Origin of the sequence: Bdellovibrio sp. HCB337, from assembly GCF_047302465.1 — a bacterium.
Classification (GTDB): domain Bacteria; phylum Bdellovibrionota; class Bdellovibrionia; order Bdellovibrionales; family Bdellovibrionaceae; genus JACMRP01.
In genome coordinates this window covers 1,949,111-1,966,155 of sequence record NZ_CP178621.1, presented here as the reverse complement: position 1 = coordinate 1,966,155, position 17,045 = coordinate 1,949,111, and the positions used below count along the sequence as shown (strand labels likewise).

Genomic DNA, 17,045 nt, shown 5'->3' with positions numbered 1-17,045 from the left:
ACTTAATATAGATCCTACCCATTGTTCAAACGATGTTTTTTAATGCGTGGGGTTATTACCAACGTTGGAAGGAACCTTTGCGAAGACTCCACAGGGAAACGCCGTAAAAGCCCGCAAACCCTATTAGGCTCAATACAACGGACAAGGAGATGTCCACGTCACTGACACCCAAGACCCCGTAGCGAAGGCCATTAATAAGGTATAGTAGAGGATTCAGCTTCGCCACCACTTGCCAGAACGGGTGTAAGCTCTCAATCGAGATAAAAACCCCACCTAAATATGTTAATGGCAAAAGAACAAAGGCACTAAATGCGCTCAACTGGTCAAAAGTGTTCGCCCAAAAAGCCACGCCGATACCAATCATTCCGAAGATCAAACCACCCATTACAATAAAATAAAGTAAAATCAGCGGGTGCTGGATCAGCAGAACTTCACCTTGTTGGAAATAATAAAACAAGGCACCCACCAAATATGTAATCACGGCGACAAGAGCCCCGCGAACCACTCCGCCTAAACTCATTGCCCACACGATTTGTTGGTTTGTTATAGGAGCCACACGAATGTCCTCGAGATCTCCGGAGAACTTGGACGACACAATCGACGACGAAGAGTTCTGAAAAGCATTATTCATAAGCCCCATCATCATCAAGCCTGGAACCAAGAATGCTAAATACGGAACATCGCCATGAACTTTTACTTGGGATCCCAACGACACGCCAAATACTAAAAGATATAAGAATGAACTTACAAAAGGTGTGACAATCGTTTGAACCACGACCTTCATGAAGCGTTTAATTTCTCTTTCGAACAGAGTTGCAAATCCTGAATTCATTTTGTTTCTCCGGATTTGGTTTTTAATACGCGTAAGAAGGCCTCTTCAAGACTGCCCTCTTTGATTTGAATATCCACAATCATCGGCGATTCTACACTCAGATCCGCAAGCATGCTGCCGATGGCTTTTCCTGGCGGGATCAGCATACGGTAAGTTGTTTCATGTTTTTCAAGAAGCAACTCTTTAGGAACCGTAATTTCACGATTCAAAGTTAAAGAAACTTCTCTTTGTGTGAAGTCCTTGATGATTGCCTTGGTATTACCAATAGTTTCTATATGACCACGATTGATAATCCCAACACGATCACAAAGCATTTCTGCTTCTTCCAAATAATGTGTTGTCAGCAAAATGCTCATGCCCTCTTTTTTGAGGTCTCGAACGAAATCCCACAGAGTTTCACGAAGACTGATATCCACGCCCGCTGTAGGCTCATCCAAAAGCAAAAGTTTTGGATTATGAACCAAAGCTTTTGCAATCATCAAACGGCGCTTCATGCCGCCCGAGAGCTGTTTTACTTTCTTATGACGATGTTCAAAAAGACTTAATTTGTTCAGAAGAAAATGAATGCGTTCCGTATTTTTACGAAATCCATAGTAGCCAGATTGAAATTCTAGAATTTCTTCGACGGAGAAATAGCCCGAATTGATCACTTCCTGATGAACGACACCCAACTGTTTTTTTGTAAACATTGGATTTTTCGTCACATCTTCACCGAAGACCTTCACGGTTCCTTCGGTGGGCTTTTCAAGGGTGGTGACCGTAGAAATGATGGTCGTCTTTCCAGCCCCGTTCGGGCCCAAAAGACCGAAGATTTCCGCTGGATGAACGGTGAAGCTTACATCCTTCACCGCTGCAGCATTTCCGTAATATTTTTTTAGATGTTCAATCTCTAATGGGTTCATACTATCTCGCTCGCGAAATAGATGTCGCAAATTCCACTTTAGGGTTTTCTCTTTGCGCCCAGTTCAAATCCCACTCTTGGTTTAGCAAGATCACCGGTTGATCGATCATATCGCGGTAAATTGTAAATCCACCGTTGAGTTGATCCAAGGCTTTGCCCTCAAGACGTGGCCAACGAGCCACTGAGAATGATAGACGAGTCAACTTCACTTCGAGATTATATTCGTCTTGTAGGCGATGAATGAGAACTTCAAACTGGAGTTCACCGACCGCACCCACAATCGGATCTTGCGGACCGAAGGCTGGATCATAAAATAACTGAATGGCGCCTTCTTCCGAAAGATGTTTGAGTGCCTCGAGCATCTTTTGGCGTTTTAGAGCGTCACGTACACTCAGTTTACCAAACAGCTCCGGAGCGAATTTTGGAATATCTTCGAAACGGACTTTTCCTGTCGCAGAAACACAATCCCCGATCGCAAAGTTTCCGGTATCACCCACTCCAACGATGTCGCCAGCGTAGGCGTCTTCAATGGTTGCTTTGTCAGCCGCGATGAATTGGCTCGCGTAAGAAAGTCTGAGTTCACGTTCAAGTCGCGAATGTTGGACTTTCATCCCACGATCAAATTTACCCGAGCAAATGCGGATAAACGCGATACGGTCACGGTGACGACGGTCCATATTGGCTTGGATTTTAAAAACAAAACCAGTGAAGTTCGCATCGCACGGATCTATTGTCTTTTCATCTTTAGTTTTACGCGGCTGAGGGCCCGGCGCATACTGCGTGAAGAAATTAAGGAATGTATCCACACCGAAATTTTGTTTGGCTGAACCAAACGTCACAGGTGAAATTTCTCCATTCAAGAAGGCCTGCACATCAAATGGCGGCAAAGCTCCTTCAATGAGTTCCAACTCTCCGATTACCTGATCAGCAGATTCTTTGTCGAGGTAATCGTAAAGAATCGCATCGTCTTTACCTGGCTCAAATGGAATAACTTTGTAGTCTTCGACTTCTTCACGGCGCTGATCGTAGATCCAAATTTCTTTAGTCAGGCGATTGTAAATACCGCGGAAGCGTTGACCAATCCCCAAAGGCCAAGTCACAGGATAACATTGCATGTTCAAAGTCTTTTCGACTTCATCAATCAATGTCAGTGGGTCTTTACCTTCACGGTCAAGTTTGTTCACAAATGTGAAAATCGGAATGTGACGAAGACGGCAAACTTCGTAAAGTTTTTTAGTACGCTCCTCGACGCCCTTTGCAACGTCGATCAGCATACAAGCAGATTCGACCGCCATCAAAACGCGGTACGTATCTTCGGAGAAGTCTTTATGCCCCGGAGTATCCAAAAGGTTTACACGTAATTGATTGTAGTCAAAGGTCATCACAGACGACGTGATCGAAATCCCCTTTTGACGTTCGAGCTCCATCCAGTCAGATGTTACGGCCTTAGAACCTTGCTTGCCTTTAACCTCACCTGTTTCATGGATTACGCCGCCATGATAAAGCAGTTTCTCGGTCAATGTGGTTTTACCAGCATCGGGATGCGAGATAATCGCAAAGGTACGGCGTCTTTGAATTTCTTTCTGAACAACAGGCGTGGCTAACATGTTTACCCTTCAACTTATTAAGCAAAGAGTTGTTATAAAGGATCGAAATCACTGGGACAAGGGAATTGGCTGCAAGACAAGCCTTGACCGCCCCCAGAGTCCTCGTTTATACATTGCACAAACTGTCAACTCCCCTTGGTTTGGAGCCAGGGAAGGATCATTGAGGTAAAAATATGTCTGTTCCCGAGAATAATAGCCTGAACTATTATGTTACGACTTTCTATAAGTTCCAAAAGCTTGCAAACCCAGAACAAGTCAAAATCGATTTAGAAACTGCTGCTGAACGACTTCGCGTGCGCGGTCTGATCATTATCGGGACTGAGGGCTTCAACGCAACGGTGTCTTGCCCGATTCAGGCAAACTTTGAAGAATTCAAACAATTCGTCCGTGACTATTTCTCTCAGCCGGATTTGTTCTTTAAAGATTCAGAATCTCATAAAGCTCCGTTCCGTCGTTTCAAAGTAAAGGTCCGTGAAGAAATCGTGACACTCGGAACTCCTGAGTTGGTTCCTGACTATAAAGAGAACCATCATCTTTCTCCGGCTGAGTGGAACAAAGTCATGAAAGAAGAAAATGACTATCTATTAATAGATACGCGCAATTGGTATGAAACCAAAATTGGAACATTCAAAGGTGCCGTGAATCCTGGAATTGATAAGTTCACGGAGTTTCCTGAATACGTTGAAAAGCACAACATCGCTAAAGATAAGAAGATGTTGATTTTTTGCACTGGTGGCATTCGTTGTGAAAAAGGCATCTTGGAATTGCAACGCCAAGGATTCGACAATGTTTACCAACTTGATGGCGGCATCATTAACTATATAAAAGAATTCCCGAACGACCAATATGAAGGGGAATGTTTTGTCTTCGATCATCGTGTGGCTTTGGATCAAGACCTCAAACCAACAACAAAGTACGGTTTGTGTCCTCACTGCGGACAACCTTCTAATGTCAAAGTTGAATGCAAACGCTGTGACACTCATGAATTGATTTGTGAAGACTGTTCGCACATCGAATGGAAGAAAGATACTTGCTCGAAAAACTGCGCATATCAGTACGAACTGCATCCAGAGAAAAAAGCACCACGCCAAGTGATGCCATTCGAACTAGAAAAACAAAAAGAGCTCGAAGAGATTTCTCTGCAACAAAATTTCTAAATTAAATTTTATGGGCCTTTGTTAAATGCAAAGGCTCTTAGACAAAAACTTTTGCTCGAATCTGCAAGTTCATCACAAAGAACAACTGAAAATTACTTTTTTCGATATGTCCAACTCTCTGCCTTGATTGTCCACGAGAACCGAAGCTCAATCACTCCACACATCGTTGTATGCGGTAACAGCTATGAATATGCAGGAGTGAAATATGATCCGTCTTCGTGCGCCCGTTTATGTTTCTGTTTTAACTCTGATCTTGGGAATATCCCCACTGAGTTTTGCAACAGATAAAGATAAGCCTGACAAGCCCCCAAAGAGTGATGGGCATCATCCAAAGCCCAAACCTAAACCGTCCCCCTCACCGACCCCAAAACATACTTACCCGACGCCGACTCCTAAGCCGAGTCCGACGCCTTATCCAACACCAACGCCTCCAAAGCCAACACCAACTCCATATCCGACACCTACACCAACTCCTACGCCATACCCTACTCCGACTCCTCCAAAACCAACTCCTACTCCTTATCAGACGCCGACTCCGACGCCACCGCCTACTCCTACACCGACACCTCCTCCGACTCCAACGCCTACTCCACCACCTACTCCTACTCCGACGCCTCCGCCGACTCCGACCCCAACACCGCCGCCACCACCCCCTACACCAACTCCGACTCCTCCTCGTGAGACTCCAACTCCTACACCTACTCCTCCACCAACCCCGACACCGACTCCAACTCCGCCGCCAGAGCCGACACCGACTCCGACGCCAACTCCTACTCCGACCCCAACACCGACACCTTCGCCGACTCCAACTCCTACTCCGGAAGCCACTCCTGAGAAGAAGAAAGAGAAGAAAAAGCTTAAACGTAAAGTCGAACCCTTCTTCTTCTTGGATTTTGACTGGGGAAGTTCACTTGCGAATTTAACACCTTTCACTCCACGAATGGGACCGGTCCCAACTGCTGATGGAATTCGTGATCGTATGATCGTCGATGACTATCGTGAGGGATTGCAAAAAATGAGCAATCATTCTCTGAGTGGTGGTTTCGGAACCAGAATTAGTTATTGGTATGAAAATGCTTCTGGTCTGGACAAGCATTGGTGGGCTTATGTAGGCATTATGCCAATCATTGGTCGCGACGTCAGTTCCGTACGCTACTTCGCAAATCCACGTGATGCCGAAGGCTCTCGAGGATACACACGCGTCCCAGCTCACGCACGAGATCTCGATGCTTGGAGCCAAGGTGATAGCATTACCTACATTTCTCGTGGGGGCGTGCTGTTCTCTGCCGCTACTGGATTTGGTTGGGTGGGTGTTGGAACCTCCGCACTCGCCGGCGGATCTTGGGAGACCTACATCGAGAAAATTGAAACTGACAAAGTCTATTTGAAACTTACGAAAGGTAAGATCGGAAGCTTGTCAGTATTTAATGGAATCGCGATCACCAGCATTTCAACATCTGCCTTTAAGAGCGCTGATGACGGGTTCTCGTTTTTGTACAACATGAACACCGAAGTTGGACGTAAGGCTTATGAAGATGCAATTCGCGGAAACATTTCGGCTTCAGAAAAGTTCGCTGAAAAAGTGCCAGACAACTATGTTGAATCGACTCCTGTCATGAAAGTTTCGACTTTCTCGACAGTGACAACAGGCCGGTTCATTGGAGCTCAGCTTGGTTTGCCAATTATATGGAATAATTCCTACAACCGTGGAAAGATCAATTCCTTCACGGCAACGGATTTCCATCTTAGCAACAAAATCGCCAGAGCCCATTACGGAATTTATTCTGAAGAGAACAATTATCGCTTCTGGAATAAGCACCGTGAAACGGATCTTATGTTCTATGGCACTCACTACACCCTGCTGGATTCAGAAAGCAAGGACGTGGGACTCTTTGGACGTTATAGTTATGCCTACAAAAACGAAAGCACTACGGACGAGAAGTTAGATCGAGCTATCCGTGCCCTTGTCAAACGCACTGGTATGGATGACTTGCGAGTGGACATTCCAGACAAAAACTTGGGATACACGGCGATCGACTTTGATGCCACACTCAGCGAAGACCATACTTTGCACTTGATGAAGATGGCCTCTCGCTATGGCAAAGACTATATGCACAAGATTGCCAAGCGCTACCTGGATGATTACCCATTTGCTCGCGACCCTTACAACTATTGTAAGTTAGAAGCTCTACCCCCTGCGCGTAAGCATTGCCGTAATCAGTTCAATGCGGTGACTTATCATGCCATCGAAAAAATGTACGATGCATTGATTGAGATGGGTCAAGAAAAGGATCACGATCCAAAAGCATTCTCGAGAGCTTATGGCGATTTCGGTGAATCCATGGCGAAAAACTTTGTCACCTTCCGAACAGCGATCGAACTTGCAGGACCCGATGTCGAGATCAACTTCCTACTCGAAGGAACTCGCATGTCGATGTACTACAAATCATGGAAGACTACCGAGACTCCGAATCAGTGGGTCGTCGTGGATAATCCGAACGGACGTAAAAGAGGCGCTCCGTTCCCATTTGAACCGCGTCTACGCCGCTCGAAAGTTCGTGGCATCCTTGTAAATCCTAATCATGGCGGACTGGAATTCTTCCAAACTCCGATCCGATTCGGTGTTGATGCTGTGCCCTTGGCATTGGACTTGGAATCTCAGGAAGAGATCTAAGGTCCTTCTTTCGCTTCCAACTCTTCGCGCGCTTTCTTAATGTCAGCCGCGAAGAGTTCTTCCAACCATATTTTATTCAAAATTACACTGCCGGTGCCAACTTCAAAATTTACGTTGGACCGGTAATTTGAATCATAGCCGATGTGTTTAGGGTTCACCTTCGCGTAGTCCAAAAACTTTTGAAACTCGTGCGCTTGTTCTTCAGGATTAAAATCCAAATTGAAGTTAATATTTTTTTCGATCTGATCACAAAAATTTAAAGTCGCGGGATCACGCGCAAGCTCTGGACGTTGAGCCACCGCTTTTGAAAGCATGTACATGTTGTAAGTCTTCATCAGAAGTCGATCAATATTGCTCTTATTGCCGCGAAGCTCTTGGGCCACCAAGGCCACTTTTCCGTAAAACCACGCTTTCTCAGTAAAACTTTGATCGTGCTCGGCCTCTGCTTTTTCAACAAGCTCAAAAAGTTCGCGCATCGATGGCAATCGAGTCAGATATCTAAAAAGTGGAGCCGCGGATTCTACCAAGGGATCCTTCTCGTTTTCATCTAGCAGACGACTTAAAAACTCTTTCGAAGAGCCACTTTCATCTTTGCGCAGAAAACGACTCTGCGTTGCTGCTGGCAAATTTGCACACACACTCGATAGAGGTTGTTTTTCGTTCAAGAAATCTTCGTGAAGCACTCTTTGCGAAAGAATTTTGCTTTCATCGACTTTGTCGTCGTGAGTTTTCGGAGTAGGTTTTTGTGGCGACGGCTCTTCACCTTTTTCAGGCAACGGCGCCGAACTTCCATTCGTGGCAAAACTTGGATTTTGTGCCTTGCGAGGACTGAGGGTTTGTTTGATCTCCCACGTCGAAGGTAACGACTTGATAAAGAATGCGATCACAATCACCAAAACGACGAGAAGACTTCCGACAACCACTGCTATAACTTTGAGCGCTTTTTTCATCAAAAACTCCAAATTACTTCAATAATTCCATCTTAGATCCACTTTTAAAGAAATTTGAGGAGTTTTTGCGCACTTATGACAGAAATAAACGGACTTTGGGGGTTGACGTGTGTACCCCCGAGGCCTATAGTGCATTCACATTTGTCGCGGGGTGGAGCAGTCTGGTAGCTCGTCGGGCTCATAACCCGAAGGCCGTAGGTTCAAATCCTGCCCCCGCAACCATAAAGGCCCGATGGTAAACCATCGGGCCTTTTCCATTTTTAGCCCCCATACTTATTACGTCAGAAAAAGCAATAAGGACTAGGTCGTTTACAAAAAACCTACTCTATCGAAACTAAATTTGTTTAAATTTACACATGAGCAAGAAGCTTTTCTTAGTATTAAGTACCTTTTTTATCTTCACTAGCGGTTGCGCACTCAAAGAACTCCATGTTGACACCAACAAGACTCAACCACTGCGCAGCTTAAGTGGGAAAACCGGCTTCACCAAAGTCACTGGCGCTTTAACGATTGGGGAAATCAGGGATCATCGCCCCGAGCAAAAAGTTATTGGACAAGCAAAAACAGGAATGTTTAATACAGTCACTCCTATCTATCTAGATATCCCTGCAAAAGATTACGTAGGAGAAAAACTAAAGCGTGGCCTCACTGCTCGTGGCTTAAAAGTTGATGGCAAAAATAAATACGTCCTCAATGGATTTATCAAAAAACTAACTTTGGGCGAATTTGCGGATGGCTGGAGTCCCGAATACGCGGAATGCTATTTAAGTCTTGATTTTAATATTTACTCCTCAAGTACTAACCAACTCACATATTCAGGAACGGTCGAAGCCAGCGTCAATGGAACAAATAGCGCCATTGACTCGACAGACTCTATTGGTCCCGCGTTAGACACCTGTATGGAGTATGCAGTAGAGAAAATTTTGAACCAAGACACTCTCATTAATGCGATCGGAATTAAAAGAGATGCTTCTAGCATTGTCGGAACTCAATAAGAGTTCTCCGCGTAACAATTTATTCTGATCGCGGCGAAATGCGTGCGCAGTCATCTTGGTACACTTAGAGGACCTGGCGAAGGCCCCATTTTGGTTACCACTTCACAGGATTCACACCTGGCGGCAAGAAAAAGACCCCCGTCATATACATAATGGAGATTGTTTTTTCTGTCGTCTTACGTAGGTCACGACCTTGCGGGGCCCCGTTATCGACGATGATAGTCCCATCTTCAGATGCCGCGATGTAAGTATGCCCCGGAGTCAAACCAGACTCATTCATTAAGAAAGCTCCCATCGGCGGTTTGTAAACGCTAGCATCCCACGGAACCCACCCAGCCTGATAAAGCGCCATAGAAAAGTTCTTTACTGCTGCAGTATGAGACCAAATCAACGGGTTTCCTTTGGCTTTATTAAAGTCATCCGTCACCCGATAACCTGCACGTTGATATGCTTGCCGCAAAAGCTCTGATTGAAACTCAGCACAAGGAACATTGGCAAAACCATGGCGCACAGCTGTCGCCTGTGTCGCAATAGTCCAAGCGCCCGACGCAGAAATCAAACCGGTTTTTTCATAATTAATCGACCACTTGTTCGCTTCAGTCTTTTCCATCATTAGATACGACTTAGGAGTCTGAACAGTTCTATTAGCTGCTTTTCGAAGCTCCTGATAAATACTCGTCCACTTCGCTCGCGCGGAAGCAGAAATGGAATCTGTAGCAACGCCTTTATTGAGTCTTGCACTGAAACGCTTGTTGATGCTGCTCGTATATTTATTTTTTGGTTTTCCGTCAGCAGAATAGTATTTTGCAAAGCCACTTCCTAATGAGGACGGAGTGACAATCGCAAAAGATCCCTCAGTCCCCGCTAGATTTCCGACGATCGAGGCAAAGATATAAAGCCCACCATCGGTATCATTGATCTCAGCCATACTTTTTGCCGAGAATTGATCCTTATATTCAACAGCCACTGAAATAAGTTTTACGCCATAAATAAACCCCGTGCTGGATCTCTCGATCTCGCCATTGGAACTACGAAAATCCAGATGTTTAACTTCATAGTCATCTGGGATTTCGATCTGAGTTCCAACAGGAAGCTCTACTTTAGACTCCAAAACACCGTTTTTTTCATAACGAAGAACCATGGCTTGGTTCAAAAGAAGCTTTTGCGTTCTTACAACTGGAACTGGTGGTGTGACAGGTTCACTCGTCGTACCGTCGTCCGTTTGCCCGTTCTTATTTTCGTCCTCTGGCTCGGGCGGCAAAGGAGTCACGGTCTCATCGCCGCTTTCGTCGATGCTTGGCCAGTTTTTATCAGCCTGACATGAGATCAAAAAAATGCTCAGCAATAAACTTACAAGAAGATGTACAGTAACCCGCATAAGAACCTCCTGTTATAGAGTGTTCTTCGGCGCGTCCTAGTCAGACTTAAATTTTCATAGGTTTTTCTGGTCTTTTTCACGACCAAATAAACCCGCGAAATCCGCTTCTACAGCGCTTTCGCGGGTTTTTCAAAAAACATCTAACTCTCAGTTCCCTCGACACGATCAAGGCTGCCCATTTTACCAGCTTGGAAGTCGTAAAAGGCTTGTTGGATCTCTTGCATAGAGTTCATAACAAAAGGTCCATATCCCACGATAGGCTCTTCAATCGGCGCACCACCTAGGATCAAAATCTTTGCGTCTTCACTGGCCTTCAAGGTGAAATTCTCGGGATCTTTTTCCAAGATCGCAATCGTAGCCTCGGTCAGCTCTTCTCCAGTACCGAGACTCACTTTGCCACTCAAAACGAAGACCGCCGTTGTATGACCTTTCGGCATGCGGAACTCCTGTTCAGCACCTTGTGCTAAACGCACGTCCCACAGGTTCATCGGCGTAAAGGTTTTTGCAGGGCCTTGCGAGCCCTCGTAATCACCAGCGATGATACGCGCATAACCTGCACCATTCGCAAACTCGACGCGTGGTATTTGTGCGTTCTTAATGCCTTGATAACGAGGTTTCGTCATTTTGTCTTTCGCAGGCAAATTCACCCACAGCTGAATCATTTCAAAATTCCCGCCCTTAGCAGCGAAGTCTTTGCCATGCATCTCTTCATGCACCAAGCCTGAACCCGCCGTCATCCACTGCACATCCCCTGGTGTGATCATTCCACCGCCACCTGAAGAGTCTCTGTGTGTAACCTCGCCTGAATAGACGATTGTCACAGTTTCAAATCCCCGGTGAGGATGTTCACCGACACCACGCAAATGATTTGCTGGAGTAAAATCCGCAGGACCCGCATAGTCCATCAACAAAAAAGGAGACAATCTGCGACCTAAATCGTTGTAACCAAAGATCGTGCGAACAGGAAAGCCATCACCCACCCAATGACGTTGATTGTTGGTATGAGTTGTAACTAGGTTTTTCATAGAAATATCCTTTCTTCGCTTCACTCAATATACACCGGTTGAGTCCTTCGCATTAGCTGGCAAAATCGAAATACATTTTTCAATACATTGGATAATCATAAGACACTATTTGGTGTATAACAACGTCAAGATACAAGCTTTCGCCACTTAACAAGCGATGTGTGTCGGTTAAAATAGCAGAAGGAGCTTTTATGCATGCCCAACAAGAATACCGTGATAGTTTAAAACATCTCTCTAGCCTTTTAGCAAAAACTCATAAGGCCCTTGTGGACTATGAATTGAGCTTACGCGAACTCCAAGTCGGAGAATGCTTTAATGCAGGCACCAAATTGCAGATGCTAATTCAAGACCCGGCGTTTGCATGGCTAAGAACCATGAGCCAATTGATGGTCTTAGTGGATGATGCCATTTACCAGAAAGAACCCCTCGCGGAAGAACAATACTTAAACCTTCGCGAAGAAGTGAAAAAATTGATGGTGGATAAAACCACGACTGAATTCGCACGCCCTTTCGATTCCATTTGCAAAAAGGTTCCCGAAATCAGGCACGAGCATGACAAAATCGTAAGTTTTCTCGAGCAACGACCTTCGGGTTATGGCCCGGAAGAAGCGGAACTCAGCGTCCGCGATATTCAGGGGCCTTAGCTATCAAAGAGTTTTTAAAGCTGCCCCTTTAGAGCTCGACGGGCTTGATAGGAGTAGCTTTGACTCTGGCTTGCCGAAAGCTTTGCGAAGTTTGAGAGTTTTTCCACGACGAGACTTAGCTCGTGAATCAATAGAACACGTTCAGGCCAGGTGTGATTCGATTGCTTGAGATTGAAAGAAGCTTCCCGTACTCGACGATGTAGACATTGAACGGGACTTTGTCCTTGCTCGAACTTTTCCATTTCGAAGAGAACTTGAAGAACTTCAGAGTTTGAAAATAATGCGGGTTTCATAATTTACCTCCATTAATAAACTCAGTCTGCCAAAAAAGGTTTGGCTAAAAATGGAATCTTCTCACTATCTCAAATATGCTAAAAACCCGGGAAGGACTTCCACATTCCCGGGTTTCATATTGAGAATACTTATAATTTCTGTAAAACGACGACCATTCGCCATGCTTTTTTATCGTTACTAAAACTCACCGCAGAGTCCATTGCGCCGAAGCGCGCGGCAATTCTAAAACGCCCAGATGCTTGCACCAACGCTTCCCACTCAGTCGCGGTAAAACATCTCTGTGGCGCTTTGTTTTCAACAACACCCGAGCGCTCACTGTCTTGGTATTCTAAACGCACAGACGTGTCTGTAATTTGCGTCAGAGGATCAAAGACATCATCATCCGAGCCCCAACGCATTTTTACGTGCGCCGAATCTTTTTGCATTTCCCACTCATTCACTGTCGATGCAGCCAGCTGGAACACTGAGCGAGGATGGCCCATCTCTAGAATGTAAAGACCTTTGGGATTGAGATGCTCTGCCACCGTTTGCAAATGCTGAGTGACCTGTTCATTCGTGGTTAGATAAGAAACAGAGTCCATTAAAATAGCTGCAACGTCGAACTTTTCGTTGGTAGCGAAGGTCACCATGTCACCACAATGGTATTCAAGCTCAAGGTTTTCGGCGGAGGCTTTTGCTTTGCCGTACTCACACATTTCAACGGACAAGTCGACGGCTGCCGCCCTGACTCCCCTTCTTGCAAACTCAAGACCGTGCAGCGCGGGGCCTGCGGCAAATTCAATGAAGGATGTGATTTTCTTTTCCGAAAACCTCTGGAAGCTCTCGGACATAAAATCGCATTCTTTAGGAACGTCCTTAAAATCAAAGGCGATATCGTAATATTTAGCTAACGAGTAAAACTCTTCGTGAAAGTTCTTTTTCATGACTAACTCCAAAAATAAAAATTTAAATAAAAATAGACGAAAGATCCCTACATAGAGATCTAAAGAGAAACGGAATGAATATAAGAAACTAGTTAGCCATTGATAGATTCAAGGTACAAAACTTTGCTTTAAACAGCAATATACTTTTTAGCTTTTCTTCTGGGCCAGGACCGTAAAGACGTGCCAGTGCTTAACGATACCTGCCGCAGTGGGTCCTCGCTCGTTCATTTCGTGCCAACTAAGGATATTAAAATCTTTGAAGAGCTCACGAACCTGCTCTTCGGAGTGCCCCGTAGTGTTGCCTCTCTGAACCCACTCATCTTGTGGACCAAAGAAATTGCCTGCAAAGTAGGCTTCAGGCTTAAACGACTTTTCAACAAGACTCCAAAACTTTGGAAAAGCCTCAGGCTTACAGAACGGCAAACTAAAACTTGCGTAAATGAAATCAACCTGCGGCAACTCTTTAAGGTCCTCGAAGGTAGACGCAATCACTGAAAAGTTCTCAGCTTGATGAGGTGGCAACTCTTTTTGAATCATTTCAATGCCACTGGTTTCTGGCTCCACCACGGTAAGCTTCCAGCCCTCTTGCAAAAGATGAAGAGCATCACGCCCAGGACCAGAGCCCAATTCAAGTGCCGTTTTTTCTTTTGGCTTCATACTCTTTAAAGAATTCAACAATAGCGGGCGCGGAGGTCTGTCTTTGAATTTTTTAAAATACTCAGACCACTCCATTGGAGAACTGCGCTCAAGAAAGTGAATATTCTTATTTTCAGAAAGAGTCGTTTCTAAAGCTGACTGAATCTGCGGCAAAAGCGGAAAGTCTGTACCCTTTTCGCTAATTTCCTTTAGCGGGACCCATTCGACGCCAACTTGGGCTTTGTCAGGATTTTCTGGAAGACGTGGCTCACATCCAGGTTTTAGATCCGCTTTGAAAATTAGCCCTAACTTTTGCGTAGTGCCATATTTAAAATCCTCAAGCTCTGGCACATACTGCCAGCTTAACACCAAATCGCGCACGTCGACTTCAGCACAAGCCTCTTCACGGCACTCACGAGCAACAGCAGCGACGAGGGATTCCCCAGCGTCGACTCCCCCGCCCGGAAGATTGTAGTGAACGCCGCTCAGGTCATTGAATTTAATCAAAAGGAGTTTCTCATCACGAATGATCAATGCACTTGCGCTGACGCGGATAGGGTTCGCCATGTGAAAATCCTTTCAACTAAGCAATTTCTTCTTCAGCTTCTTCGGAGTTTGATTCAAACAGCGTGCTGAAAGAGGAGGTTCTAAAGAACAAGAATAAGAAAATAAGTGTAAACAGGAACATCAGACTCGATAGAGCATTAAGTTTCGGACTCACACCCATTTTTAGAGCCGTGTAGAGTTTTACAGGAAGAGTATCACTCCCTACCCCATTTACAAAATATGTGATGAGAAAATCATCGAAGGACAAAAGAAAGCTTAAAATAAATCCACCGAAGATCGCAGGTTTTGACATAGGAAGCAGGACGGTTCTTACAACTGTCCACTCACTCGCCCCTAAATCGCGTGCGGCATCCTCTAAAGATCGATCCATATTAGCCAATCTTGAAGCCACAGTCATCATCACATAGGAGATTGAAAAACTCACGTGCGCAATAATAACAGTTTTTAAACCCAAGCCCAGCCCCAGAACGAAAAACCACGAAAGCAATGCCAGTGCAAAAACGATTTCAGGAAAAATCAAAGAGACCACAGACAAGGACTCTAAAATCTTTCGTACTTTTCCTTTCGAACGAAAAAGGCCAATCGCCGCAAAACTACCAAGTAGTGTCGCAAGAGTGCTCGATGAGAACGCCACAATGAGACTATTGATCAAAGCATCCATCAGAGCTTCGTCCTGAATCACTTCTGAAAACCATTTGGTCGTAAAGTACGATACGCCTTCTACCTTGTCTACAAAGGCACCTGCCAACATCATAAGGATCGGCACATATAAAAAGGCCAAAGCAATCCACAAAATGGATCTAGCTCCAAGGGGCGCCTGTGGGCGCGAACGTTCATCTCGCATTTTTCTTTCCTTTTTGGATACGAGAAAAAACAAAAGTCACAAAGATCAGAATAAGTATCAAGATAATTGACAAAGCCGAACCCATTGGCCAATCACGTGATTTCAAAAACTTTTCGGCAATCATATTTCCAAAAAGCATATTCTTGGCTCCGCCTAGTAAATCCGGAATCACGTACTCGCCAAGGCAAGGAATAAATACCAACAAAGACCCGCTCAAAAGAGCTTTCTTAAGGTTTGGCAAAATGACTGAGAATAAAATCTCCCAGGGGCCTGCCCCCAAATCTTGAGCCGCTTCAATCAGAGAAAAATCGAACTTTTCAAAGGCTCCGTACAAAGGCAACACCATAAAAGGCAAATAGGTCGTAATCATTCCATAGAAAACTAAGAACTGATTTTGCGAAAACGAATATGGATCGAAAACAAAACCTAAACTCGATAAAAGACTCTGCAAAGGGCCTTCATACCCTACAAACAAACGAATCGCATACACACGAATGATTAAATTTGTCAAAAATGGTAACGCCACTGCGCAGACATAAAAATATCTCATCGAGGGCTTTGCAGTGGCCATTGCCCAGGCCATTAATGTACCGAGCATAGCACAACCAAGCGTGGTTATAGAGGCCAACCATACACTCGAAAGAAGGATTTTCAAGTAAGTGTCATACAGACTTTTTTGATAGTTCTCAAAAACAAAGCTCCAGCGAAAGCCCCCATAGGTTTCACGAGCTGCCAGGCTGACTGCAAAGACGATCAACAAGGGAACAAAAACAAAAGTCAGAAACCAAATCAATGTCGGAACTGCTAAGGTCCGGCGCTTCATCGATTCTCACCATTGCTTTGACGGATATAGCGCCCCTTCACAATCCCGCCGTCACCAAGCCGAACCGTGACTAGCTCGTTTTTATTCTCGATGAGCTCTCCGGGAAGGTAAGTTTGAGTCCCAATAAACTCGGCAACAAAGGAGTTGCCGGAACTGCTAAAAACCTCATGAGGGGTGCCGACAAATTTTAGATCACCACGATCCATGATGCCGATACGATCTGAAAGCGCAAAAGCCTCTTCCTGATCATGAGTGACGTAGACAAATGTCAATTTAAGCTGCTTTTGTAGATCTCTAAGTTCTTTGCGCATATGTTCGCGTAGTTTTTGATCGAGAGCTGACAAAGGCTCATCGAGCAAAAGTACTCGCGGTTCATTTACAAGAGCTCTGGCAATCGCTACACGCTGTGCTTGCCCCCCAGAAAGAGTCTCTGGTCGACGCTTTGCGAAGGACGCCATGTCAACAAGACCAAGAACCTTCGTCACTCGCGCGTGAATTTCATCGACAGCCACTTTTTTAAGCTTCAGTCCATAAGCGATATTCTGCTCGACCGTCATGTGCGGAAAAAGTGCGTACCGCTGAAAAACCATGTTAAATGGCCTACGCATCGCTGGAATGGTGTCGACCCGCTTACCATCTAGAAGGATTTGCCCCTGAGTGGCGTCTTCAAGACCTGCAAGAATTCTGAGCAGAGTTGTTTTGCCACAACCGCTGGGACCCAGCAGCGAGAAAAACTCACCCTCCGCAATACGAAGACTCACACCCTTTAAGGCTGTTTGACTCAAAAAACTTTTC

General features: G+C 45.1%; 16 protein-coding genes and 1 tRNA gene. 5 read left to right on the top strand and 12 right to left on the bottom strand.

Translation table 11 applies throughout. The features are described from left to right. Window positions 1–55: 55 nt before the first annotated feature. Genes ACLWBB_RS09565 through ACLWBB_RS09555 form a run of 3 tightly spaced genes read right to left on the bottom strand, consistent with a single transcriptional unit; the run spans window position 56 to window position 3,340 of the window. Window positions 56–832: an ABC transporter permease gene (locus ACLWBB_RS09565; protein WP_413291412.1), complete on the bottom strand. Its 777-nt coding sequence runs from the start codon at window positions 830–832 to the stop codon at window positions 56–58. Further along, window positions 829–1,734, bottom strand: a complete 906-nt coding sequence (locus tag ACLWBB_RS09560; protein WP_413291411.1) for an ABC transporter ATP-binding protein — start codon at window positions 1,732–1,734, stop codon at window positions 829–831. The genes ACLWBB_RS09565 and ACLWBB_RS09560 overlap by 4 nt, the downstream gene beginning before the upstream one ends. A 1-nt stretch (window position 1,735) precedes the next feature. Then, window positions 1,736–3,340, bottom strand: coding sequence for a peptide chain release factor 3 (locus ACLWBB_RS09555; protein ID WP_413291410.1), 1,605 nt, complete (start codon window positions 3,338–3,340; stop codon window positions 1,736–1,738). A 173-nt stretch (window positions 3,341–3,513) separates the two neighbouring features. Here ACLWBB_RS09555 and ACLWBB_RS09550 point away from each other — a divergent pair, with 173 nt between their 5' ends. Further along, window positions 3,514–4,497, top strand: coding sequence for a rhodanese-related sulfurtransferase (locus ACLWBB_RS09550; protein ID WP_413291408.1), 984 nt, complete (start codon window positions 3,514–3,516; stop codon window positions 4,495–4,497). A 205-nt stretch (window positions 4,498–4,702) separates the two neighbouring features. Next, window positions 4,703–7,171 (top strand): hypothetical protein, encoded by a 2,469-nt coding sequence (locus tag ACLWBB_RS09545; RefSeq protein WP_413291407.1) that lies wholly within the window; start codon window positions 4,703–4,705, stop codon window positions 7,169–7,171. Here ACLWBB_RS09545 and ACLWBB_RS09540 read toward each other — a convergent pair. Then, the gene (locus tag ACLWBB_RS09540; protein WP_413291405.1) at window positions 7,168–8,121 is read right to left on the bottom strand and encodes a hypothetical protein; all 954 of its coding nucleotides are present in this window, start codon (window positions 8,119–8,121) and stop codon (window positions 7,168–7,170) included. The genes ACLWBB_RS09545 and ACLWBB_RS09540 overlap by 4 nt on opposite strands. Window positions 8,122–8,266: 145 nt before the next feature. Between ACLWBB_RS09540 and ACLWBB_RS09535 the strand changes: the two genes are divergently transcribed. Together ACLWBB_RS09535 and ACLWBB_RS09530 are read left to right on the top strand one after the other, a co-directional pair. Then, a tRNA-Met gene (locus ACLWBB_RS09535) sits at window positions 8,267–8,343 on the top strand. A gap of 134 nt (window positions 8,344–8,477) precedes the next feature. After that, the gene (locus ACLWBB_RS09530; RefSeq protein WP_413291404.1) at window positions 8,478–9,116 is read left to right on the top strand and encodes a hypothetical protein; all 639 of its coding nucleotides are present in this window, start codon (window positions 8,478–8,480) and stop codon (window positions 9,114–9,116) included. A 94-nt stretch (window positions 9,117–9,210) separates the two neighbouring features. On the opposite strand, the gene ACLWBB_RS09525 is transcribed toward ACLWBB_RS09530, so the two are convergent. Together ACLWBB_RS09525 and ACLWBB_RS09520 are read right to left on the bottom strand one after the other, a co-directional pair. Next, a complete protein-coding gene (locus ACLWBB_RS09525) occupies window positions 9,211–10,494 on the bottom strand; it encodes a hypothetical protein (RefSeq protein ID WP_413291403.1) in 1,284 nt (427 codons plus the stop codon). 140 nt (window positions 10,495–10,634) lie between these two features. Continuing rightward, window positions 10,635–11,519, bottom strand: a complete 885-nt coding sequence (locus ACLWBB_RS09520) for a pirin family protein (protein ID WP_413291402.1) — start codon at window positions 11,517–11,519, stop codon at window positions 10,635–10,637. A 191-nt stretch (window positions 11,520–11,710) separates the two neighbouring features. On the opposite strand from ACLWBB_RS09520, the gene ACLWBB_RS09515 reads away from it, so the two are divergent. Continuing rightward, window positions 11,711–12,163, top strand: coding sequence for a hypothetical protein (locus ACLWBB_RS09515; protein WP_413291401.1), 453 nt, complete (start codon window positions 11,711–11,713; stop codon window positions 12,161–12,163). A 14-nt stretch (window positions 12,164–12,177) separates the two neighbouring features. Here ACLWBB_RS09515 and ACLWBB_RS09510 read toward each other — a convergent pair whose 3' ends face one another. The 6 genes from ACLWBB_RS09510 to ACLWBB_RS09485 form a co-directional block, all read right to left on the bottom strand. After that, on the bottom strand, window positions 12,178–12,456 hold the full coding sequence (locus ACLWBB_RS09510) for a hypothetical protein (RefSeq protein ID WP_413291400.1): 279 nt from the start codon (window positions 12,454–12,456) through the stop codon (window positions 12,178–12,180). Window positions 12,457–12,585: 129 nt separating this feature from the next. Then, the gene (locus tag ACLWBB_RS09505; RefSeq protein ID WP_413291399.1) at window positions 12,586–13,380 is read right to left on the bottom strand and encodes a class I SAM-dependent methyltransferase; all 795 of its coding nucleotides are present in this window, start codon (window positions 13,378–13,380) and stop codon (window positions 12,586–12,588) included. Between the two features lie 147 nt (window positions 13,381–13,527). Beyond that, window positions 13,528–14,583: an NUDIX domain-containing protein gene (locus ACLWBB_RS09500; RefSeq protein WP_413291398.1), complete on the bottom strand. Its 1,056-nt coding sequence runs from the start codon at window positions 14,581–14,583 to the stop codon at window positions 13,528–13,530. 16 nt (window positions 14,584–14,599) lie between these two features. After that, on the bottom strand, window positions 14,600–15,427 hold the full coding sequence (locus ACLWBB_RS09495) for an ABC transporter permease (RefSeq protein ID WP_413291397.1): 828 nt from the start codon (window positions 15,425–15,427) through the stop codon (window positions 14,600–14,602). Continuing rightward, window positions 15,417–16,250 carry an ABC transporter permease gene (locus ACLWBB_RS09490; protein WP_413291396.1) on the bottom strand — a complete coding sequence of 278 codons (834 nt, stop codon included), beginning with the start codon at window positions 16,248–16,250 and terminating at the stop codon, window positions 15,417–15,419. The genes ACLWBB_RS09495 and ACLWBB_RS09490 overlap by 11 nt, the downstream gene beginning before the upstream one ends. After that, window positions 16,247–17,035: an ABC transporter ATP-binding protein gene (locus ACLWBB_RS09485; protein WP_413291395.1), complete on the bottom strand. Its 789-nt coding sequence runs from the start codon at window positions 17,033–17,035 to the stop codon at window positions 16,247–16,249. The genes ACLWBB_RS09490 and ACLWBB_RS09485 overlap by 4 nt, the downstream gene beginning before the upstream one ends. Window positions 17,036–17,045: the final 10 nt, after the last annotated feature.